Origin of the sequence: Glycomyces xiaoerkulensis (genome assembly GCF_002798405.1) — a bacterium.
Taxonomy (GTDB): domain Bacteria; phylum Actinomycetota; class Actinomycetes; order Mycobacteriales; family Micromonosporaceae; genus Glycomyces; species Glycomyces xiaoerkulensis.
The window spans coordinates 153,821-176,847 of the sequence record NZ_PGGV01000037.1; the positions used below are offsets into that span (position 1 = coordinate 153,821).

Here is a 23,027-nt window from a genome sequence, read left to right on the forward strand (position 1 = left end):
TATTTACCTCTTTGTTTCCACGGTTTGCTGTAGCAAGTTGTCCCCAATGCGTTTGACGCTCTTGACCCGCGGTATCGCCACGGCGGTTCCGATGAGCATCACGCCGACGATCATCAGCATCAGCCCGATCCCGCGCGAGGGGCCGACGTCGATCAGCAGCCCGAGGCTCCCGGCCAGCGCACCGTCCGGTGTGAGCAGCGGGTTGAAGACGGCGTCGGCCAGGACGCCGGAGACGGCGTAGGCGATGATGTAGCCCAATTGCGAGATCAGCCCCATCAGGCCCCAGACCTTGCCCTGGGTCTCATTGGGAATCGAATGCCGGGCCAGCACCTCGACGCTCGTGTTCAGCGGCGGAAGCGTCATGAAGAAGACGAAGGCGAGCACCCCGATGACCAGCACGTTCACCGTGGCGCCCATCAGGAGCACCACGACGCCGCCGACGGTCAGGCCGGCCGCGATGTAGGTGAGATGCCGATTGCCCATGTTGAATATGCCGATGGCCAGGCTCGACACGACCATGCCGACCGCCGCGACCGAGCGGACCACCCCCGAGACCGCCTCGTTCGACAGGTCGAGCAGCAAGGGGGTCAGGAGCGTCTGGAGGAACCCCATGCAGAAGGTCACGAGGGTCACCAGCAGCATCAGCATGGTGATGCCCCGGTTCCGCCGCAGGAACGCCACGCCGAAGCGGAAGTCGGCCCAGAATCCGCGTTCGGAGGCCGTCTTCTCGGTGTTGAGCGTGCGCCACACCATCGCCATGCACAGCGTGGTCACCGCCAGCGTGCCGATGTCGATCGCCAGGATGAGCGCGATCCCCGACCAGGCCATGAGTACGCCCGCGATGGCGGGCGACACCAGGTACTGGGAGGCGGTGGCGAACTGCACCAGTCCGCCGGCCCGCGCGTACTGCTCGGGCGTGAGGAGGTCGGTGACGGTGGCCCGGTAGGCGGGGTCCATGACGGAGGTGAACACCGAACTGACCGCGACGCACCCGTAGACGACGAACACGCCTCCGAAGCCGCTGTGGATCGCCAGCAGCAGCGCCACGAGGCCGACCGCCGAGAACGCGTCGCCCAGGATCATCAGCAGCCGGCGGTCGAACCGGTCGGCCAGGACCCCTCCCAGCGGTGCCAGCAGCACCGCCGGCAGGAACGCGGCCATGGTGACCATCGCGACCGCGGTGCTGCGCCCGGTCAACTGGTAGACGTGCACGGCCAGGCCGAACGCGGTCAGCCCGTTGCCGAGGCGCGCGACCAGTTGCGCCGCCCAGATGACCATGAAGCCCCGGAAGTTGCGCGCCACCTCCGCCTCGGTCCGCGCCCCTTCCGGGGGACGCTCCGACGAGATCACCTGGCTCATCCGGCGGCCCGCCACATGCTCGTCCTCACGCGGGGACCTCGTTCAGGTCGTTGATGATGCGGTCCACCGGCTCGATAGCGCTGAGCACGAACATGTGCTCCTCCCGCTCCAGGACGTGGGTCCGGATCGGCGGCCCGATGTAGTCCTGCCACGCTTCGGGGGCGCCGTCGGCGGTGTGGGGGTCGCGGCCGCCCAGGATCAGGCGGGTGCGGACGTCGAGCCTGGTCGGCGGCAGGCGCCGGGCCTCCTCCAGGACGTGGTAGTCGGCGCGGAAGGCCGGCAGGAACAGGTCCACCAGGGACCGGTCGCTCACCATCTCCTCCGAGATCGCCCCGAACGCCGACAGGCGCCCCAGCAGGTCCGGTTCGGGCAGCGTCGCGTACCCGACGACCGGGAGGTGCCGCGGCGCGTTCGAGGCGGACAGCACCAGGTCCGGCGGCCGCCGCGATTCGAAGTCCGGCCGCGCGCCCATCGCCAGCAGCACGTGGTAGGCCACGACGCCGCCCATGCTGTGCCCGAAGAACACCGCGCCGGGTTTGAGGACGTCGCGGAGGCCTTCCAGGTAGCAGTCGACGAGCGGGCCGAGCCGGCGCAGCGGCGGCCGGGTGGACGGCCCGTGCCCGGGAGGGTTCACCGTCCACACGTCCCAGTCCCCGCTCAACCGCTTGACCAGGTGGTTGAAGGACGCTCCGAAGCCGCCCAGGAACGGGAACATCACGATCTGGCGGCCGGTCTCGGAGGGGCGGAGGTTCCAGAGGAGGTCGGAGGCGCTCAACTCGTCGCCTCCCGGCCGGCCCCGACCGGTTCCGCCTCGCTCCGGGTCTCGGAGCGGCCCTCCCGGCTCCTGTCCCCGGATCCGGGGAACACGGCGCCCATGCGGACGGTGTACTCGCGTTCCAGGTAGCCGGGGAAGGCGAACGGCGGGTCCAGCTCGCCGCCGCCGGCCTGGCGCTTGAGCACCAGGTACAGGGCCGCGACCAGGACCGCGAAGAGCGTCAACTGCACGAACTGCGTGGGGATCGCGAAGTAGTAGAGCTGCATGGCGCTGCCGGAGGCGGAGGCCCAGAACGGCAGCAGGAAGAACAGCACGTTGCCCTTCATCCTGCTCAGCAGGAAGCTCATGCCGATGCACAGGACGCAGAGCTGCGCGGCGTACAGCGGCCAGGCGATGGCCAGCTCGAAGGAGGCGAAGACGTTTCCGGGCGCCACGAAGACGGCGATGCCCAGGCCGGTCAGGACGCCGGAGGAGACGTGCTTGCCGGTGAGGCGGTGCATGAACGGCAGGAAGAAGCCGAACCACCCGATCGCGATCGCCACCATCCCGACTTCCATGTAGAACAGTTCCAGGAAGGTCAGCACCATCTGGACCGGGCTCTGCGGTTCGGGCGGCACGTCGATGCCGAACAGGATGCACAGGTACCGGATGGCGAAGATGTACCCGAACATGAGCGCGAGCAGGGCCGGAATCCACAGCAGGTCCTTCTTGCGCGGGACCAGGGAGCGGCCGAAGTTCGCCAGGCCGCGCCACCGGTCGTAGAGGAAGAGGACCAGCAGCGCCGCGATCGCCGGACTGTGGAGGATGACGACCACGACGGGGTTCCTCAGGCCCAGCTCGCCGAGGGTGTCCACGGCGAAGTCGTAGGCCAGCAGGTAGAACAGGGTCAGCGCCCAGACCGAGCCGATGGTCAGGATCAGGTACAGGACGAGGTACTTGGCGTACGGCTTGGCCGCCCGCCTGGTCGAGGGGGAGGATTCAGACACGGGTTCGGTCATCTCTTTCCGGGGGTCAGAAGATCTCATCGATGGACTGCTTGGCTTCGCCGAGCGCTTTCTCGGCGCGGACTTGGAAGAACTCCAGATCGTCGTCCGACAACTGGGCGTTGGGGTAGATGCGGGACACGCTCGACACGAGCACGCCGTGCCGCTGCAGCGCGGTGGCGACCATGATGTCCTTGCCCATGAGCTCGAAGTCGTACTGGCCGGGGTGCTCCAGCGGCTGCGGGCAGCAGTGGAAGGAGGCCACTCCCGGGGGCCCCTGGACGATGAGGGGCAGGCCGACGGCCTCGGCCGCCGCCACCAGGATCGATTGCAGCTCCGAGGCCCGGTCGTGCATGCGGTGCAGCACGGCCTCGTCGTTGCGGGACAGGATCTCGAAGGTCGCCTTCACCGCGGCGCTGCCGAGGGGGTAGCCGTTGTAGGTCCCGGCGTGGATGACCTTCTTGCCTTCGAGCAGCCTCATGATCTCGCGCTTGCCGGCCAGCGCCGAGACCGGTACTCCGCCGCCGCCGATCGCCTTGCCGAAGGTGGTCAGGTCCGGTGTGACCCCCAGTTGGCGCTGGGCGCCGCCGACGCCCATGCGCACGCCGGTGATCATCTCGTCGAAGATCAGCACCACACCGTGCTCGGTGCACAGCGACCGCAGCTTCTCCAGGAAGCCGGGGGCGGGGTCGATCGAGCCTCCGTTGACGCACACCGGTTCGGTGACCGCGCAGGCCAGCTCCTCGGCGTGTTCGCGGAAGAAGGCCTCCAGGCGCTCGGTGTCGTTCCAGGGCAGCATGTACGACTGGTCGGCCATCACGTTGTCGGCGCGGCCGTCGGTTCCCTTGTAGTCGCCCTTGAAGTCGACCGGGACCGGGTTCGCCGGGTCGGCGACCCGGCCGCCCATGATGTTGTCGGCGTTGCCGTGGTAGTGGTTCTCGAACCGGAGGAAGCGGTTCCGTCCGGTGTAGGCCCGCGCCAGTCGCAGCGCCGCCTGCAGGATCTCGGTGCCGGACAGTCCGAACCGGATCATCTCGGCCGAGGGGATGTGGGTCCGCATCAGTTCGAGCGGGTCGGCGTCGAAGTCGCAGTGGCTGACGCAGAGGACCCGCATGGCGCTCTGGAGCGCCTCGAGGTACTCCTCGTGTCCGTGCCCGAGGATCATGGCCCCGAAGCGGGCGTACAGGTCGAGGTACTCGTTGCCGTCCATGTCGAACAGGCGGCTGCGTCGGCCGTCCACGAAGTGGAGGGGGACCTCCTCCCACGGCATGTTGAAGTTGTAGTGGACGCCACCGGGGAGGACCTGTTTGAGTCGCTCGTGGTAGCGGAGGTTCGCGGACTGCTGGGGTGGGGTCACGGTGCTCCTCCTCAACGCGGGTGGTCGGGGTGCGGTCGGCGGGGCCGGGCGGCCGGGCGGATCATTCGTGCTCCTCGGCGAGGTAGGTGCTGATGTCGTCGACGGTCTTGAATTCGAAGAGCGCGACCGGGTTGATGTCGATGTCGAGCTCCTTGCGCAGGCGGTTGATGATCTTCAGCGCCTGGACCGAGGACACCCCGAGCCGCATGAAGCTGGCCCGGTCGTCGATCTCCCCCGGGGCGATCGAGAGCTCCTCGGCGATCTCCTTGGTGAGCACGGCGGTGATGTGGTCCTTGTCCACGGGTTCTCCTTTCAGGATTCGAGCCAGTGCGTCTGCCTGGCGAACGGGTAGGGCGGAAGGGTGAGGACGGTGCCCGTCTCGTTGGGGAAGAAGTGCTCCCAGTCGACGGGGCATCCGTTCATGAAAAGTTCGGCGGCGGTCTCGAACTCCGAGAGCCCCGGATCGATCGCGAGGGTCCCGGGGCCGGCGTCGCCGATCGACACCGCCAGTTCGGACCGTCCCGGTTCGTCTTCGGAGGTCCGGATCTTGCAGGCCAGTGCCCGGCGGAGGGATTCGGCCCGCGCGAGGGTGTCCGGGTTCGGTCGCAGCACGATCTTCTTGACGATCCGGTCGTCGTCGGTGGTGCGGACCTGCGACAGCGTTCCCGAGGCGGCGTCGAGCCGGGCGGTGGCGCGCCAGCCGTAGGCGGGGCGGAACCGGGCGAGGGTCATGGCGAGGTTGTACGGATCGCACCGCTCGGCCGCCAGGTGGCGCCGCACGTCCTCGATCATGCGGTGGAGGGCGGTCGGCGACTTGGCGGAGAGGCAGAGCAGCGGCGCCGGCGGTTCGGTGCCGGCGCGTTCGGCCTCGCCCTCCTCGATGACGAAGTGGACGTTAGTGCCGCCGAGGCCGAGGGAGGTGATGGCGCCGACCCGCGGCTGGTTCCCGTCGCGGGGCCACGGGGTCGGCTCGGTGACCACCTCGAACGGGGTCTCCTCCAGTTCGAGCAGCGGGTTGATGGTCTTGAGGTTCAGGTTCGGGGCCATGCGGCCGTTGCGGATGCTCAGCAGTAGTTTCGCGAGCCCCGCACCGCCCGCGGCGGCGAGCAGGTGCCCGATGTTCGTCTTCACCGAGCCGATGCCGACCTTGGCGTCGCCGAAGTCCGATTTCCGGTAGACCTTCGAGAGCGCGTTCAGCTCGATCGGGTCGCCGATCCTGGTGCCGGTGCCGTGGGTTTCGACGTACTTGATCCGGGTGTGGTCGATGCCGGTCGCGTAGCAGTCGCGGATCACGTCCGCCTGGCCGCGCGGGTTGGGCGCCATGATGTTCAGCGACGAGCCGTCGTTGTTGACCGCGTACCCCTGGACCCGCCCGTAGATCTTCCGGTTCCTGCTCCTGGCGATGTCCTCGCGTTCGAGGACGCAGACGACGGCCCCTTCGCCGATGAGCGTCCCGTCGGCCTCCTCGTCGAAGACGCGGGTGAAGGGGTTGGAGCTGATGATGCCGCCGCAGTTGCACAGCATGGTGCTGTAGGCCCCGCTGAGGATGTTGACGCCGCCGACGACCGCGCCCAGGCAGTCCTGGTGCCGGATGGAGTCGGCGGCCTGGGCCAGGGCCGTGAGGAACGACGAGCAGGCGGTGTCGACCGACATCACCGGGCCGGTGAGGTTGTACTGGTGCGACACCCGCGCCGCCAGGGCGCTGTTGATGCTGTTCATGATGGTGCGGGGGTGGAGGTCGTCGATGCCGTGCTCGTCCATGTACCGGCACACCATCGGGTAGTAGGCGTTGGTGCAGATCGCCATGTACACCGAGTAGCGGCGGTCGGCGGTGAGGTTGGCCTCCAGCAGCCCCGCGTCGCAGGCGGCGTCGTAGGCGAGCTCCATCACGATCCGGTGCTGGGGGTCCATGAACCGGGCCTCGTCGTCCTCGATGCCGAAGAACTCCGAGTCGAACCGGTCGATCCGGTCGACCTCGCCGATCGTGTCGCGCCATTCGGGGGCGCGGGCCAGCTTGCGGCGCTCCTCGCTGACGGTGCGGGTGCGGTCGACGCCGTCGATCAGGAGCTTCCAGAACTCGTCCTGGTCGTCGGCTCCCGGGAGCCGCAGGGACAGCCCGGTGATGACGACTGATGGTTCGGTCATTGGCGGTCTCCCGTGGTGTCCTGGGTCGCGTCGTCGGTGATCCACTCGAGGTGGAGGAACTCGTCGTCGTGCCAGACGTTGACGTGGGCGGGCGCCAGGGCCGGGCCGCCGGTCGGGCCGTCCGGGACGTCGGCGGGCGCGATGTGCCCCTGGAAGTTGACCAGCGCCAGGCCCAGGCGGCCCTCCCGGTTCCGGTAGGCGGCCGCCAGTTCCTCCGGGAGGCCGTCCCGCCCCGCCTCGGACAGGGAATGCAGGTAGTGGATGCCCTGCTCCTGGGCGCGGGCGAGCCGTTCGGCCACGGCCGGCTGGTCGCCGTCCCCCTGCAGGAGCACCGGGACCACGTCCAGGAATTCGCCCATGCAGTGGGCGTAGTCGTGCCCCTTCCAGCGGCGGCAGTCGTTCACCAGGCCGGCGGCGATCCGCTTCTCACCGGTGAGTTCCGACAACCGCCCGTGCACCTGCCGGAGGGCGGCCTCGAGGGGGTGCTCGCCGCCCAGCGGGACGCTGGCGCGTCCGGCGGGGACCGCGTCGCTCCGCGAGGCCAGCGCCTCGATCACGGCCCGGTTCGAGTCGGTCCAGCCCGCGTAGTCGAAGGAGTCCAGTTCGGACCGCCAGTCGCGGTCCGGTTCCAGGGCGGTCAGGAACCGGCTGTAGCGCTGCGCGTCGGGGAGCGCCTCGCCCCGCGCCAGGCGCGGGAGTTCGTCGCTCAGGATTCCGGCGCTGAAGCCGTCGAAAACGCCGTGGTGGAAGGCCCAGACCAGCCGCAGCGTCCGGTCGGACTCGCGGACGATCACACAGCGCCACAGCAGGCCCTCGTCGAACGGTTCCGCCTGGAGGGCGTGCGCCAGCGCGTCGGTGAAGTCGCGGATCCGGCCCGGGTCGAGCCGCCGGAGGTCCTGGACCGCGACCAGCTCGGGCAGGCTTCCGACCGCTTCGGGTGGGAGGATCTCGAATTCGTCGCCGGCCAGGCGGGCGCGCAGGACCTCGTGCCGGCCGGCCAGCGCCGCGATCGCCTCCCGCAGGTCCGCGGCGTCGAGGCCGGTGACCGTCTGCATGCAGCCGCCGGTCTCGGCCCCGCTGGAACGGTGCAGCCTCGCCACGGCCCCGATGTCGAAGCGGTACTCCGGCTCTTCGGCGGCGAAGGCCGCCGCGACCCGGCGGCCGTCCTCGGCCGCCCAGTCGACCATCCGCCGGACCTGCTCGGCGGGCAGGTCCCGCCGCTTGCGTTGCGGCGGTTCCGGCTCGGGGTCGGGGGCGCTCTGCAGCACCGACGAGAGCCCGGCGGCGGTGGGGTTCCGGTACACATCGCTCACCTGGAGGTCCATCCCGGATTCGCGCAGGCGGCGGACGGCCGCGATCGCCTGGAGCGACTGGGCTCCGGCGTAGAAGAAGTCGTCGGTCGCCTGCAGGTCGGGCGCGCCGAGGGCCTCGCGGAAGGCGTCCAGGACAGCCGGGTCCGCGCCCGGCGACGGTGCCGGCGGCGCCTCCGCGCGCTCGATCTCGGCGGCCAGCCGCTTCCGGTCGGCCTTGCCGTGCGGCGTCAGCGGGAGCGCCCGCTTCCAGAAGGCGCGCTGCGGGACCATGTACTGCGGCAGTTTCGCCTGGAGCGCTTGGCGCAGCTCGGCTTCGGCGGGCGCCGCCTCGCCGGTGTAGAAGGCGGTCAGTCGGCTGTCGTCGCGTTCGTTGGTGTGGATGACGACCGCCTCGGTCACGCCGGTGCAGCGCTGCAGGGCCAGTTCGATCTCCGACAGCTCGATGCGGTACCCGGCGTGCTTGATCTGCCGGTCGACGCGGTCGATGTAGACGATGCGGTCGGACTCGTCCAGCACCACCCGGTCGCCGGTGCGGTACAGGCGTCCGGTGGTCCCGCCGGGGGCGTCGGTGAACTTCTCGGCCGTCAGCTCCGGCCGCCGGTGGTAGCCGATGGCCACGCTGGGTCCCGCGATGCGGAGTTCGCCGGGGACGCCGCGCGGCACGTCCGTGCCGTCGGGGTGCGTGATGTACAGCTCCCGGTTGCGGGCGGGGACGCCGATCGGCATGCGGTCGAAGTCCGGCGATTCGTCCACCCGAAAGTAGGTCGTGCAGACCGACGCCTCGGTGGGGCCGTACAGGTTGTAGAGCCCGCCCGGTCCCAGGACCTCGAAGGCGCGCTTCGCGGCCCAGGGCTGCATGGCCTCGCCGCCGACGTACAGGCCCGACATGCCGTCGATCGCCGCGGGGTCCTCGGCCATCAGCAGGTGGAAGACGGCGGTGATGAGGATGCCCTTGTCGATCCGCTCCCGGCGGAGGAAGTCGGCCAGGAGCCGCATGTCCATGTTGAGGGCGTGGCCGCCCATCACCAGGGTCGCGCCGCTGAGGAAGGCGCTGTACACGTCCAGCAGCGACGGATCGAACGTGTTCGCCGTGAGGTGGAGGATCCGTTCGCCGGGCCGGTAGTCCATGTAGCCGTTGTCGGCGCACGTGCTCAGGACCCCGCCGTGGGTGACCAGGGTGCCCTTCGGCTGCCCGGTGGTCCCGGAGGTGTAGATCATGATCAGCGGGCTGGCGGCGGTGATGCCGTCGGGAGCCTCGTAGGTCCCCGACAGGCGCTCGGGCTGGTGGACCGCGACGTCCTCGGGCCAGGGGTGCGCGCGCGGGTCCGAGCACAGGGCGACCGCGGCGCCGCTGTCCTCGAGGGCGTGGGCGACCCGTTCGGCGGGGGCCTTGGGGTCCAGCGGGATCTCCACCGCTCCGCACTTCATGAGCGCCACCCGGGTGAAGACCTGCCACGGTCCCCTGTCGAGGTGGCACGCGACGAAGTCGCCCGGGCCGACGCCCGCGGCCTGGAGGCCGCCGGCCACGGCGTCGGTGAGGCGGTCCACCTCCGCGTAGCTCCATTCGCGCCGCTCCCAGCGGAACGCGGGCCGATCGGCGTGGTGCGCGAACGAGGCGCGCACGCGGTCGAGGAGGGATTCGTCGATCACCGGTCCGGCGGCGGTCAGCGCCGCCCGGCGCCGCCCGTGCTCGGCGGGGGTCTCGGGGCGCAGTCGCGAGACGGGGCGGTCGGCGTCCCGGGCCATCTCGACCAGCAGCCGGTCGAGCTGCCGGCCCATCCGGGCGATGGTCGCGCCGTCGAACAGCTCGGTGCGGTATTCGATGTCGACCGAGAAGTCGTCCTCGCGCTCGGCCACGCTGACCGACAGCGCGTACCGGCTCTTGATGCGCCCGGGCGGCAGGGGCTCGAGCCGCACGCCGTCGAGTTCGAGCTCCTCGGTCCCGGTGTTCACGTAGTTGAACAGGACGTCGAACAGCGGGTGGGCGTCGCCGCCCGGCTGCAGGCCCAGTTCGGACAGCACCGCCTCGAACGGCGCGTCCTGGTGGCCGAGGACGGCGAGCGCGTCGTCCCTGGAGGCGGTGACCGCCTCGCGGACGGTCCGGCGCGAGTCGTCGGTGACCCGCAGCGGCAGGGTGTTCACGAACATGCCGACGGTGCGGTCGGTTCCGGGGACCGTCCGCCCCGAGACCGCCGTGCCGAGCACGAACTCCCGCTGGCCGCTGTACAGGCCCAGGAGCCTGGTGAGCGCGGTGAGGAACACCATGTACGGCGTGGCTCCGCAGTCCCGGGCGAGGTCGGCGACGGCCCGCCGCCCGGCTTCGCTCACGAAGCCGTGGCGGGCGCCGTCGAACGTGGCCGGTTCCGGCGGGGTCTTGTCCGCGGGCAGTTCGAGCTTGGGGATCTCCCCGCCGAGCATCTCGGTGAAGAACTCGACGTCCCGGTCGAACTTGCCGTCCGCCTCCAGCTTCTCGAGCGCTTCGACATACTCCGCGTAGCGCATCGGGGCGGCCGGCAGCGCCTTCCCGCCGAGCGCGTCGGCGATGTCGTCGACCAAGATCGCCAGGGAACGCTGGTCGCCGATGATGTGGTGCATGTCGATCAGCAGGTAGCGGGGCGCCCCGTCGACCGACAGGACCTCCACCCGCATCAGCGGAGCGGCGGCGAGGTCGAACGGCCGCGGTTCCGCCGCGAGCCTCGCGTCCGCCGCTTCGGCGGTCAGCTCGGTCACGGACACGACGTCCGGGACGTCGGCGTGGACGCGCTGCATCAGTGCGCCGCCGTCGAGGTGGAACGAGGTGCGGAGCTGGTCGTGCCGCTCCACCAGGTGCCCGAAGGCGGTCCGGAGCCGCTCGACGTCGAGCGGGCCGGTGATCTCGTAGGCGGTCGCCAGGTTGTAGGCGGTGGTGTCGTTCTGCATCGCGCAGACGGCGTACATGCGCTTCTGCGCGGGCGAGGCCGGGGCGGTCGACGGCGGCGGCGCGGCCGCGGGTTCGGGCCGCTCGGTGGGGGCCGGGTCGCCCTGCTTCGCGAGGCGTTCGCGGATCGCGGCGTACCGGGGGTCGGCGAAGACCTCCCCGGCGGTGAGCGAGAGGCCGGTGCGGTCCTCGATCAGGGCGCAGAGGCGCACGGCGGTCAGGGAGTCGCCGCCGGACCGGAGGAGGTCGTCGTCGTCGCTCGGCTCGGTCCCGAGCACCTCGGTCCAGGCCTCGCGCAGCACCTCCGCGGCCGCGGCGGCGGGCGGTGCCGGCCGGCCCGCGTCCCCGCCCAGCTCGTCCAGCCGGATGTCGGAGGTGAAGCGGCGTTCGGCGAAGGCGTACCCCGGCATCGGGATGCGTTTGCCGATCGCGCAGAACCGGCTCCGGTCGACCTGCCCGCCGTGGACCCACTGCGAGGCGAGGATCCGCCGCAGCCGCGCCGGGTCCAGGGGGTCGGCGACGAGCTCGGGCGAGCGGTCCGGGCGCGGCGGGGCGCCGGCCGGGACCGTGCCGGACTTGAGGCACTGCACGGCTTCGGCCGGGCCGATCTCGCCGACGGCCGAGGCGTGCGCGATCCGCAGCAGCCGGTCGGCTCCGGCGGGGGCGTGGAGGCTCCCGGGTCCGGCGACGCGGATGAGCGCGGCCCGGATGACGAACTGGGAGAGTCGGTCGATCGCCCGGTCGGAGGAGGGCTCCTCGAACACGCCCCGCCGCAGCGCGGAGCGAAGTCCGTCGTCGAAGACGCGCAGCTCGCGCTCGACCGCCTCGCGGAAGTCCGCCCCGGCCAGGCTCCGGTCGGCGGCCGGTTCGCCGGGTACGGACAGGCGCGCCCCGTCCGAGGCGTCGACCGCCAGCGGCGGGTCGGACGGCTCGATCCATGCGAGCGGCCTACCCGGCTCGGCGATCGCGACCGCCCGCGACTCCAGCTCCGCGCGGCCGCGGGCCAGGGTGTGGGAGACGTCCCTCGCCGAGCGGGCCTCCCGGCAGAAGTCCTCCAGGGTCTCCTGCATGCGGCGCCGGGATTGCTCGGTCCCGGCCGAGACGGGGTAGAGGTACTCCCCGTCCTCGTCCGGTTCGTCCGGGCGCGGCGGCGCGCTCTTCAGGACGAGGTGGGCGTTGGTCCCGCCGATGCCGAAGGAGCTCACCGCGGCCGTCCGCACGCCGGGTTCGGGCACGGTCTCTCCGGTCGGGACGTAGAGCGAGCCGGACGGGTCGATCCGCTCGTTCATGTCCAGGAAGTTGGGCATGGGCGGGATCGCTCCGCGGTGCAGGACGCCGACGGCGCCGAGGAATCCGGCGACGCCCGCCGCCGCGTCCAGGTGGCCGATGTTCCCCTTCACGGCGCCGAGGGCGCACGGGCGGCGCTTGCCGTACACCGCCGAGAGCGCCTCGTACTCGATCGGGTCGCCGAGTTCGGTGCCGGTGCCGTGGGTCTCCACGTAGCCGACCTCGTCGGCGTCGGCGCCGGCGTCGGCCAGCGCGGCGCGGATCACCTGCTCCTGGCCGCGCGCGCTCGGGGCGGTGTACCCGACCTTGCCGTTGCCGTCGTTGTTGGTCGCGCTGCCGGCGATCACCGCGTAGATGTGGTCGCCGTCGGCCACGGCGCGGTCGAGGAGCTTCAGCAGCACCATTCCGGCGCCCTGGCCCGGGACGGTGCCGTCGGCGTCCCGGGAGAAGGGGCGGCACACGCCGTCCGGGCTGAAGATCATGCCCTCGTGAGAGGCGTAGCCCTCCTTCCGCGGGAAGTTGAGCGCCACGCCGCCCGCCAGCGCCATGGCGGCCTCGCCCTGGCGGAGGCATTGCACCGCTTCGTGGATCGCGACCAGCGAGGTGGAGCAGGCCGACTGGACGGTGACGGCCGGTCCGGTCAGGTCGAGCTTGTAGGCGATCTTGGTCGCCAGGAAGTCCTTCTCGTTCATGGTCATCGCCTCGAACGCCCCGAGCGGGTCGTCCCGGCGGTTCAGGAAGCCCGCCATCCAGGCGAAGTTGGTTCCGCTGCCGGCGAAGAGCCCGATGTCGCCGGGGTGCTCGCCCGGGACGTATCCGGCGTCCTCCAGGGCGTGCCAGGCGGTCTCGTGGAGCAGCCGCATCTGCGGGTCCATGGTCTCGGCCTCTTTGGCGGAGTAGCCGAAGAAGTCGGCGTCGAAGGTGGACGCGTCCACGAATCCTCGCGCGTTCACGTAGCGCGGATCGTCGATCGCGGCCTCGTCGAGGCCCGCCTCGAGCATCTCCTCCCTGGTGAAGCGGGAGATGCCGACCCTGCCGGCCGAGCGGTCGGCCCAGTGCTCGGCGATGTTCGCGGCCCCCGGGAGCACGCCGGAGACGCCGATCACCGCGATCTCGCGGCCGTCGGCGGGCCGGTCGTCGTCGGCCCAGTCGTCGAAGCCGGTGAGGTCCCCGAGGGTGATGGCGTCGGGCGCGTCGCGGGGCTCGGGCGCCGCGGGGGTTCCCAGCGCTTCCGACAGGCTCTGCGGGGTCGGGTTCTCGAACAGCTTCACGAGCGGCACGTCCGTGCCCAGGCTCTCGCCGAGGCGGTTGTTGACCAGCATGAGCTTGTAGGAGTTCCCGCCGATGTCGAAGAAGTTGTCCGACGGCGCCGCCGGGCGGTCGAGCACCGCCTCCCACGCCGCGAGGATGGTCTCCAGGACGTCGGCCGGGGCGGGCGCGGCGGGGGCCCGGTCCGGCTCGGGCGCGTCCTGCGCGCGGGCGGCGTTCCGCAGCGCCCGGCGGTCGATCTTGTGGTTGGGCAGTTGCGGCATCCGGTCCACTCGCTGCAGTCGCGTGGGCTTCATGTAGGCCGGGAGCGCCCGGCCGATCTCGGCTTCGATCGGCGCCGAGAGGTCCCGGGCGCCGGTGGAGGTGTAGTAGAGGACGAGGTCGTCGTCCTCGGCGGCGGCTACCGCGTAGGACACGCCGTCGGCGCGCATCGCGGTCTTCTCGATCTCGCCGAGTTCGATGCGGTTGCCGTTGAGCTTCACCTGGTGGTCCAGGCGGCCCTTGAGGGCGATCTCCCGGTTCGGGAGGCGGACGCCGACGTCGCCGGTCCGGTAGACGGGCACGTCCGGCAGTTCCCGGAGGGCGGTGAAGGCCCGCCGGGTCTCCTCCGGATTGTTCACATAGCCGGCGGCCAGGCCCTCCCCGGCGATGCAGAGCTCGCCGGGCACGCCGTCGGGCCGGATCATCCCGTCGTCGCCGACCACCAGCACCTCGGCGCCGGAGATCGCGCTGCCGATGGTGACCTCGTCGCCCGGTGCGAACTCCTTGACGGTGGCGGTCACCGTCGTCTCGGTGGGCCCGTACATGTTGAAGATGCGGGCACCGGTCTCCTCCTGCAGGTGCGTCAGCAGGTTCTCCGAGAAGTGCTCGCCGCCGCAGACGACGACCCGCAGCTTGTGGAGTTGGGCGCCGAAGCGGCGGTTGCCGCACATCGCGGTCATCTTCGACACCGGTACCTGGATGTGGGTCACGTCGTGGGCGGCGATGCGGTCGGCGATCGCCGCCGCGTCCTTGTGGTCGCCGGCGGGGCACATGTGCACCGCCGCGCCCGAGGCCAGCGGGATGAGGCTCTCGAAGGCGAAGATGTCGAAGGTGGGGTCGGCCAGGCTGATGATGACGTCCCCGGGTCCGAACAGGTCGCGCTCCCGGTGGTCGGCGAAGAGGTTGCACACGCCGCGGTGCCTGACCGCGATGCCTTTCGGGTTTCCGGTCGTCCCCGACGTGTGGATGGTGTAGATCGGATCGTCCGGCCCGGTCGGGGGAGCCTCGAACTCCGGCAGGGCCTGGTCGGTGCAGGTGCCGATGTCGAAGACCGTGTCGATGCGGGAGGTCGCGGCCAGGCCCGCCGGCGCGAAGGCGAACCTGGGCCTCATGTCGGCGATGATGCGTTCGTGTCGCGCCTCGGGCTGGGAGGGGTCGAAGGGCGCGTAGGCGCCGCCGGCCTTGAGGATCGCGAGCTGCGCGATCAGGAGGTTGACGTCGCGGACGGTGAACAGCGCGACGGTTTCGCCGGTCTCCAGCCCGGCCGCGCGGAGGCGGGCGGCCTGGGCGTTCGCCAGGGCGTCGAGCCGGGCGTAGCCGTACCGTTCGCCGTCCGCGTCGATGACGGCGGTCGCGTCCGGGGTCTGTGCCGCGTTCCGGGCGATGAGCTCGTGGATCGGTGTGAACGGCGCGGCGGTCAGGCGGGCGCGGACGGCCTCGTGCTCGGCGTCGGCGTGCAGCGGGATCCGGCCGATCGGCCGGGAGTCGTCGGCGCAGGCGCGGTCCAGCAGCGTATCGAAGTGGGCGGCGAGCTTCTCGATGGTCGGCCGTTCGAACAGGTCGGCCGCGTAGTCGATGTCGACCGTCAGCCCGTCCTCGGCCTCGGTGCAGGTGATGACGAGGTCCATGCCGACCGCGGGCGGCATCACCTCGAGCGGCCGCGCTCCGATCCCGTCGATCCGCAGGTCATGGTGGTCCATGTTGTGGTAGTCGAAGGAGACGTCGAACAGGGGGTGGCGGCCGGGGACCCGGCGCAGTTCGAGCTTTTCGACCAGTCGGTCGAAGGGCACGTCCTGATGGGTCAGGGCGTCGAGCACCGCCTCGCGTCCGGCGTCCAGGTATTCGCCGAAGGCGGTCCGGGCGTCCGGCCGGAGCCGGATCGGCATCATGTTGACGAACATGCCGATCATCTCCTGCGTCTCGGCCATGGTCCGGCCGGTGACCGGTACGCCGATTACCAGGTCCTCGGTTTCGGCGTAGCGGGAGAACACCGCGCCCCACGCCGACAGCATCGCCATGAACGGCGTCGCGTTGTGGGCCTCCGCGAGGGCCTTCACCGCGTCCACGCGGTCCGGGCCCAGGCGCAGGGTCACCCGGCCGGCCTCGGCGTCCCGGCGCCCGCGCGGGTGGTCGGTGGGGAGGAGATCGCGCACCGGCGCGTCGGCGAGCGCGGCCGCGAGATGGTCCTCGGATTCCGATCGGGCGTCCCGGCGCTCGGGGTCCCCCTCGTGCATGACGAAGTCCTTGTACTGCAGGGGGAGCGGATCGAGCTCCCCGGCGTACAGCCGGCTGAAGTCGCGGGTGAGGACCTCGGCCGACACCGCGTCGGCGACGATGTGGTGGATGTCGAACAGCAGCAGGCTGCCGTCGGGCCCGCCGTCGACGATCTCCATGCGGAACAGGGGGCCGCGCTCGAGGTCGAAGGGCCGGACGAATTCGGCCATCAGATCGTCGACGGCGTCGTCCTCGGGGAGGTCGCCCCGGGTGAACCGGAGCGGCGGCTCCGGGTGTGACCCGGTGTCGGCCACCCGCTGCCGGACCTCGCCGCCGCGCATGGCGAAGGTGGTGCGGAGCGGTTCGTGCCGTTCGATCAGCCGCCGGAGTGCGGTCCGCACCCGCTCGGGGTCGAGCGAGCCGTCCAGCCGTGTCGCGGACGGCATGTTGTAGATGAGCCGGCCGGGGTCCATCTGCGCGGCGATGTACATGCGGGTCTGGGCCGGGCTCAGCGGGTAGTCGTCGGCTGCGGGGGCCGGGCGGAGGCGTTCGGCGGTGCCGGTCCCGTCGAAACGTTCGGCCAGCGCCGCGGGAGTCGGGGCGGTGAAGATGTCGGCGACGGCGACGTCGAAGCCGAGGCGGCTCCGCAGGTGCGTGGCCAGTCCCGTGGCCTTCAGCGAGTCGCCGCCCAGGGCGAAGAAGTCGTCGTCGGGGGTGATGTCCCGGTACCCGAGCACCTGCCGGAAGGCGTCGAGGACGCCCTCCGGGGCGTCGGCCGCGGAGGCGGACGGTGTCTCCTCCGGAGTGGACGGTTCGGTGGCGACGCCGGTGTCCTGCGGGTGGGCGACCGGGTCGAAGGCGTACCCGGGCAGGGAGATCCTGCGGCCGGTGTCGTGGCGGCTCCAGTCGATCGGCAGCCCGGCGGCCCAGAGCCTGCCGAGCGAGTTCAGCAGGTAGGCGTCGTCGGGCGTCGGCTCGGCGGCGTGGCGCAGCAGGTTCTGGAAGCTCTGGTCCGGGCGGCGCTGCGGATCGTGCGCGGCGAAGGTGGACAGGGTGCGACCGGGGCCCAGCTCGATCCCGTAGAGCGGTCCCTCCGACAGCAGGGTCCGGACGCTCTCGGCGAAGTGGACCTCGTCGGTGATGTGGTCGCTCCAGTAGGCGGGGGCGGTCATCTCCCCCGGCCGCGCGATGCGGCCGGACCGGTTCGAGATGATGGGGACGGACGGGTCCCGGGACTCGACGCCCGACACGACCGCCTCGAAGGCCTTTGCGGCGTCGGCCATCATCGGGGTGTGGAAGGCGTGCGAGGTGTGCAGCCTGCTGCCTTGGACGCCGTGGTCCTCGAGCCGCCCCACCACGTCGCCGAACGCCTCCCGGGTCATGCCGAGGACGGAGCGCTCGGCCGAGTTGTCCAGCGCGACCCAGACGCCGGGCATGCCGTCGACGATGGATCGGACGCGTTCGGCGGGCGAGGTCACGGCGACCATCACGCCCGGTTCCTGGCGCTGCATGAGGGTGCCGCGTTCGCGGACGAGCCGGGCCGCGTCCTCGAGGCGCCACACTCCCGCGAGGGCGGCGGCCGTCAGCTCGCCGATGCTGTGCCCCACCAGGACTTCCGGCTCGATACCGAGGGACTCCAGGACCTTGGCCATGGCGAACTGGGTACTGAACAGGGCGTACTGCGACCATTCGGTGCGGTCGACGCGACCGTCGTCGTCATCGCCGTACAGCAGGTCCCGGAACTCGGCCGCCTCGGCGCCGGGCAGCAGGCCAGTCAGTTCGTCCATCCAGTGCCGGAACACCGCGCCCGCGGGGCTCGGGCTCCGGTAGAGGCCGAGGCCCATCGCGCGGTACTGGTTGCCTTGGCCGGAGAACAGCAGGGCGGTCTTACCGCCGTCGGCGGCCTTCGCCGCGCCGGCGGCGGCGATCCGCTCGCTCCAGGCCTCGGCGTCCCGGTCCTCGTCGGCGGCCACGACGATCGACTTCCGGTAGGGCAGTTCGGCGCGCCCGCGGCGCAGGGTGACCGCCGCGTCGCTCAGCGATACGTCGTCGTGGTCGGCGACGTGGCGGACGACGCGTTCGGCGGTGCGGTCCAGCGCTTCCCGGCTCGCCGCGGAGAACTGCAGCAGCTCGTAGGGGTTGTCGTCCGTCGGCCGGGTCTCCGGCGCCTCTTCGAGGATCATGTGCACGTTGGTGCCTCCGACACCGAAGGAGTTGATGCCCGCCCGCAGCCGCCGTCCGCGCCAGGCCCGGCCTTCGCCGGTGACCTCGAAGGGGGTGGCGTCGAAATCGATGTTGGGGTTGGGCTTGTCGTAGTTGCGGGTGCCGGGCACGTAGCGGTGCTTCAGGCTGAGCGCCACCTTGCTCAGTCCCACCGCACCGGCGGCGGTGTCGGTGTGGCCCACGTTGCCCTTCACCGATCCGAGCAGGCACCCGCCTTCCGGGCCGCCGTCGAAGGCGCGGGTCAGCGACGCGACCTCGATCGGGTCGCCAAGGAGCGTGCCGGTGCCGTGCGCCTCCACGTACGTCACGCTCGAGGGGTCGATGCCGGACGTTTCGTAGGCCGCGCGGATGGTCTCGTACTGGCCGTCCTCGCTGGGGGCGGTGTAGGAGGCTTTGCGCTTGCCGTCGTTGCCGACCGCCGACCCCTTGATGACGGCGTAGACCGGGTCGCCGTCCCGGAGCGCCGCGTCGACCGGCTTGAGCATCAGGAGCGCCGCGCCGTTGGAGAAGACGGTGCCGTCGGCGGCGGCATCGAACGGGCGGCAGTGCCCGTCGGCGGACAGCATCATGCCGTCGACGTAGCGGTATCCGCCCTCGTTGGGCAGTTCGATGGTGACGCCTCCGGCCACGGCCGTGTCGCATTCGCCGGCGCGCAGCGACTGGGCGGCCTGGTGGACGGTGAGGAGCGAGGTCGAGCAGCCGGTCAGGGTGGAGATGGACGGCCCGGTCAGGTCGAAGTGGTAGGACAGGCGCGTGCTCAGGAAGTGGTTGGTGGCCAGCGTGAAGTTCTGGTAGAGGTCGCCGAACGCCGAGGGGCCGAGCAGCGCTCTCCGGTACCAGGCGAAGTCGTCGCTCCCGCCGGCGAACACCCCGGTCCGGCCCGGGATCGACCTGGGGTCGTATCCGGCGTCCTCGCAGGCCTGCCAGAAGCATTTGTACAGCAGCCGGAGCTGCGGGGAGGTCGCCTCCACTTCGGCCGGCGGAATGCCGTAGAGGTTGTCGTCGAAGACGTCGACGTCCGCGATCCGGCCCTTGGCCTTCACGTAGTCCGGGTCGCGGAGGTCGCTCTCGGGGACGCCCAGGGCGCGCAGTTCGTCGTCGTCGTAGAAGGTGATGCCCTCCGATCCGGCCCGGAGGTCGGCCCAGAACCGGTGGACGTCGGCCGCGCCCGGCACCTGGATGCCGATGCCGATGATGGCGATGTCGTCGCCGCGCCGCGCCCGCGGGCGTGAGACCGGCTCGGGCCGCGCGGAGTCGCCGAGCAGCCGGGTCTGCGCCGCGACGGTGTGGTGCTTGAGCAGGTCGGTGATGGGGATCTCGCGCCCGAACTCCTCCTTGATCTCCAGTTGCAGGCTCATGAGGTTGAGCGAGTTGCCGCCCTGCTCGAAGTAGGAGCCGTCGACGTCGATCTCGTCGTTGCCCAGCACACGCCGCCACAGTCCGGCGATCCGCTCCTGCGCGGGCGACCCGGCCGGCGCGGCGGCGCCCGCTTCGCGCGCGCTCGGCAGCCGCCGCTTGAGGGCCCGGCGGTCGAGTTTGCCCGCAGCCGACGTCGGCAGCGCCTCCACCCGCATCAGCACCGACGGGATCATCTGCGGCATGAGGTTCCGCGCCAGCGCGGCGCGGACCCGTTCGGCGGGGACGTCCTCGCCGGCGGTGAAGAATCCGGCCAGGCGCGCGGGGACGGCCTCGTCGTCCACGACCGCCGCGGCCTCCACCACGCCGTCGGCGTCCAGGAGGGCCCGCTCGACCTCGCCGAGCTCCATGCGGACGCCCCCGACCTTCACCTGGTCGTCGATGCGCCGGATGAACGCGAAGCGGCCGTCCGAACGCAGGTACCCGAGATCGCCGGTGCGGTACATGCGCCGCATGTGCGCCGGATCCTCCTCCGGGTCGAAGAACGGGTTCTCGACGAAACGGGTGGCGTTCAGCTCGTCGCGGTTGAGGTAGCCGGCGGCCACCCCGGCGCCGGCGATGCACACTTCGCCGGGCACGTCCACGCCGCAGAGGCCGTCGTCCCGGTCGAGGACGTAGACGCGGTAGTCGTTCAGGGGCGTCCCGATCGGCGCGATGGGATCGGTGTCGTCGGCGGTGACGGTGCTGTGCGTGGCCCACATCGTCGCTTCGGTCGGGCCGTACACGTTCTCCAGGGAGCACTGCAGCGGCAGCTCGAAGAACCGTTCGGTGATGTCCGAGGTCAGGGCCTCGCCGCCGCTGAACACGTACCGCAGCGAGGCGAGGTCGGCGGCGCGGCCGCTCGAGGCGGCGGCGTCCAGGAGCACGCGGAGCATGGTGGGAGAGAAGTTCACGTGCGTGATGCGCCGCTCCCGGATCGCGCCGATCAGGGCGGGCGCGTCGCCCTCTCGCCCGGCCGGGAGGATCGCGAGCCGACCCGCTCCGAACAGCCATCCGTAGACCTCGGTGCCGAAGATGTCGAACGTGAAGGCCGTCTTCAGCAGATAGACGTCGTCAGCGGCCAGCGGGAAGCGGCGTTCCAGGTCCAGGGCGGTGTTCTGGATGTTCGCGTGGCGGACCACGACGCCCTTGGGCTGTCCGGTCGACCCGGAGGTGTACTCGATGTAGAGGGTGTCCTCCGGGTGGCGTTCGACGCGGGCCGGCCGCTCGCCGATCCGCACGCGCTCGTCCGCGGCGAGGGCCTCCAGGTCGTCCCAGTGGTCGATGTCGAGTCGGGTCACGCCTTCGGGCAGCTCGAGTTCGGCGGCGGAGGTGGTCAGGACCACCGAGATCCCCGCGTCGTCGAAGATCTGGGCCAGCCGCCGGGCGGGCATGCCCTCGGACAGCGGCACATACGAGCATCCGGCGAGCACCGTCCCGAAGACCCCCGCCAGCAGTCGGGCGCTTCGGGGCAGCAGCACCCCGACCGGCCGCTTCTCGTGGCCGACCGCCTCCAGGAGGCGGCGTTGCACCAGGACCGCCGCGTCATGGGCCCAGGCGTTGGAGTAGTCGCGGGTTTCGTCGGACCAGGCGAGGCGCGCGGGATCGGAGGTGGTCTTGTCCAGGAAGACCGAGCCCAGGTCGGTCGGCTCCCAGTCGAAGCGGTGGGTCCGGGAGAGGTCCGCCAGCAGGTCCGCCGTCTCCGAATCGGGGGCCGACCGGATCGCCCCGACCGGGGCGTCCAGCGCGTCCGGGATCCGGGTGAGCATCGCCAGGTATCGCCGGGCGAAGCGTGAGACCCGGTCCTCCGACAGCGCCGGCTCCTTGTACTGGAACACCAGCTCGGAGGTGTCCCCGATCTGCTCCACCAGAACGGAGAGCTTGCCGGGGAAGTCGACCCGGTCGTGCCGCACCGTCCCCAGCACTCCCTCGGGGTACCGGGGGTAGCTGTCGTGGATGAAGGTCACGTCGGTCGCGCGGCTCAGCGCCGGACGGTCGGTCAGCAGCTTCGTGACCGGATACCCGAGGTGCTTCCAGGTTCCGATGACCTCTGCGCCGACCCGCTCGAGCATCGCTCGAAGAGTCCGGCGCGGGTCCGCATCGATGTGCACCGGGAGCGTCTTGATGAAGCAGCCGATGCTCTGCTCCATCTCCAGCGCGGGCCGGTCGGCGAAGGGCGTCGCCACCGACACCTGGTCGGCGTGTGCGTATCGAGCCAGCAGCAGCCCGAACGCCCCGAGGTACAGAGTGTACTCGGAGACTTCCGCTTCCTGCGCGCAGGAGCGCAGCGCATCGCGCAAGGACGGATCCACGGGAAGGCGGATTTCCCGTCCCACGGATTCGCCTGTATCAGATCGCATCCAATGGGACAGATCCGGGGCTTCCTGCCTGTCGAGGTTCTCCTCCCAGAATTTTCGGCGCCTGCTCTCCTTAGACTCGGGGAGCGATTCGGATTGCTTCTTCTGGTAGGAGTGAAACCCGGCGTCTTCCTCGATCGGAGTCCCCGGATCGGTACCGCCGCGGCGCGCGAGGAACATGACCCGCTCGGCCAGGAGGCTCACCGACTGTCCGTCGGCGATCAAGTGATGGCAAACGACGAGCAAATGATCTTCCTCGCCGAACCTGCATTGAGCGATTCGGAAGAGTGGTGCCTCATCAAGCTGGAACGGTGTCTTCGCCACCTCTTCCAAGATCAACTCGAGCGCCTGCCCGCTGTATTCAATATCATACACAGTAGTGGGTGGATCGACGGACTCGGCGACGACGTACGAGACGCCGTCCCTGCCGTTCCGCGCAGCGCTTCGCAGCGCCGGCTGTTCTGACATCACTTGGCGCACAGCATGTTCGAGCCGTCCTGGGTCGACCGGCTCCATCCTCAAGTGAAGTACCACATGGTAGTCGGACGCGTCCCGCAGTTGGCAGTCGAAATACATGCCTTGCTGGGACAGCGACATCGGCACAGCCGATTCTGTCATCGTTCCACTGTTCCTTCTCGTCACTCTAACAACGCTTCAGGACCGCAGGCGGCCAGGGGCCGATCGACGTTCGAGAGCATTTAGCGGGGTTGACCTCAGTGGCGGGTACAGATTGGGGCGTCATTGGGCATATCGGGGTCGTCGCGGATGCACTTTAGCAACTCTACGAGACCATCGCAAACACCAAATGTGTTGATTTGATCCAAAACGGACAAGCTGTAATAGGAAATTTTCTACCTGGATTCGCCGGGGCCATGTGTGGTTCATGTGTTCACTGTGGTGATCACGGGAATTCATTGAATGGCGGCGTTCACACTTCGATTCCCAGGATTCACATGTGGTACGAGTGTTTCCTGTGATGATCTTGGAACGCTATTCAAAGAAGCTCTTCCAGTCTTTTTCTTCAGCGTTCCCTGTGGTTCAGGTGCCGTCTGTGATGATTCCGAGAATTCATGCAAACGCATCTTCCGGCCGAGCCGACCGTCCTTCCCGCACCCGCCGAAGTGGTCCACGGGCCGGGGACCGCAGACCGCTTCGGCCGGTGCCGGCCCGGA

Annotated in this window: 7 protein-coding genes; all 7 read right to left on the reverse strand. The window is 70.4% G+C overall.

Annotated features, from left to right (window positions below; genetic code table 11):
• Positions 1-3: 3 nt before the first annotated feature.
• Positions 4-1,359, reverse strand: a complete 1,356-nt coding sequence (locus CUT39_RS17180; RefSeq protein ID WP_100448944.1) for an MFS transporter — start codon at positions 1,357-1,359, stop codon at positions 4-6.
• A gap of 25 nt (positions 1,360-1,384) precedes the next feature.
• On the reverse strand, positions 1,385-2,134 hold the full coding sequence (locus CUT39_RS17185; RefSeq protein ID WP_198587238.1) for a thioesterase II family protein: 750 nt from the start codon (positions 2,132-2,134) through the stop codon (positions 1,385-1,387).
• Positions 2,131-3,120, reverse strand: a complete 990-nt coding sequence (locus CUT39_RS17190; protein WP_157930780.1) for a hypothetical protein — start codon at positions 3,118-3,120, stop codon at positions 2,131-2,133. The genes CUT39_RS17185 and CUT39_RS17190 overlap by 4 nt, the downstream gene beginning before the upstream one ends.
• A 25-nt stretch (positions 3,121-3,145) precedes the next feature.
• Positions 3,146-4,474 (reverse strand): aspartate aminotransferase family protein, encoded by a 1,329-nt coding sequence (locus CUT39_RS17195; protein WP_198587239.1) that lies wholly within the window; start codon positions 4,472-4,474, stop codon positions 3,146-3,148.
• 61 nt (positions 4,475-4,535) lie between these two features.
• The gene (locus tag CUT39_RS17200; RefSeq protein ID WP_100448687.1) at positions 4,536-4,775 is read right to left on the reverse strand and encodes an acyl carrier protein; all 240 of its coding nucleotides are present in this window, start codon (positions 4,773-4,775) and stop codon (positions 4,536-4,538) included.
• An 11-nt stretch (positions 4,776-4,786) separates the two neighbouring features.
• On the reverse strand, positions 4,787-6,619 hold the full coding sequence (locus CUT39_RS17205) for a beta-ketoacyl synthase N-terminal-like domain-containing protein (RefSeq protein WP_100448688.1): 1,833 nt from the start codon (positions 6,617-6,619) through the stop codon (positions 4,787-4,789).
• Positions 6,616-22,473, reverse strand: coding sequence for a hybrid non-ribosomal peptide synthetase/type I polyketide synthase (locus tag CUT39_RS17210; RefSeq protein WP_100448689.1), 15,858 nt, complete (start codon positions 22,471-22,473; stop codon positions 6,616-6,618). Before CUT39_RS17210 ends, CUT39_RS17205 begins: the two co-directional genes overlap by 4 nt.
• Between the last annotated feature and the right edge of the window lie 554 nt (positions 22,474-23,027).

Excerpts from the sequence above, each read along its gene's own strand:
- CUT39_RS17205 (WP_100448688.1), bottom strand. The coding sequence starts at position 6,619 with ATGACCGAACCATCAGTCGTCATCACCGGGCTGTCCCTGCGGCTCCCG.
- CUT39_RS17180 (WP_100448944.1), bottom strand. The coding sequence starts at position 1,359 with ATGAGCCAGGTGATCTCGTCGGAGCGTCCCCCGGAAGGGGCGCGGACC.
- CUT39_RS17210 (WP_100448689.1), bottom strand. The coding sequence starts at position 22,473 with ATGACAGAATCGGCTGTGCCGATGTCGCTGTCCCAGCAAGGCATGTAT.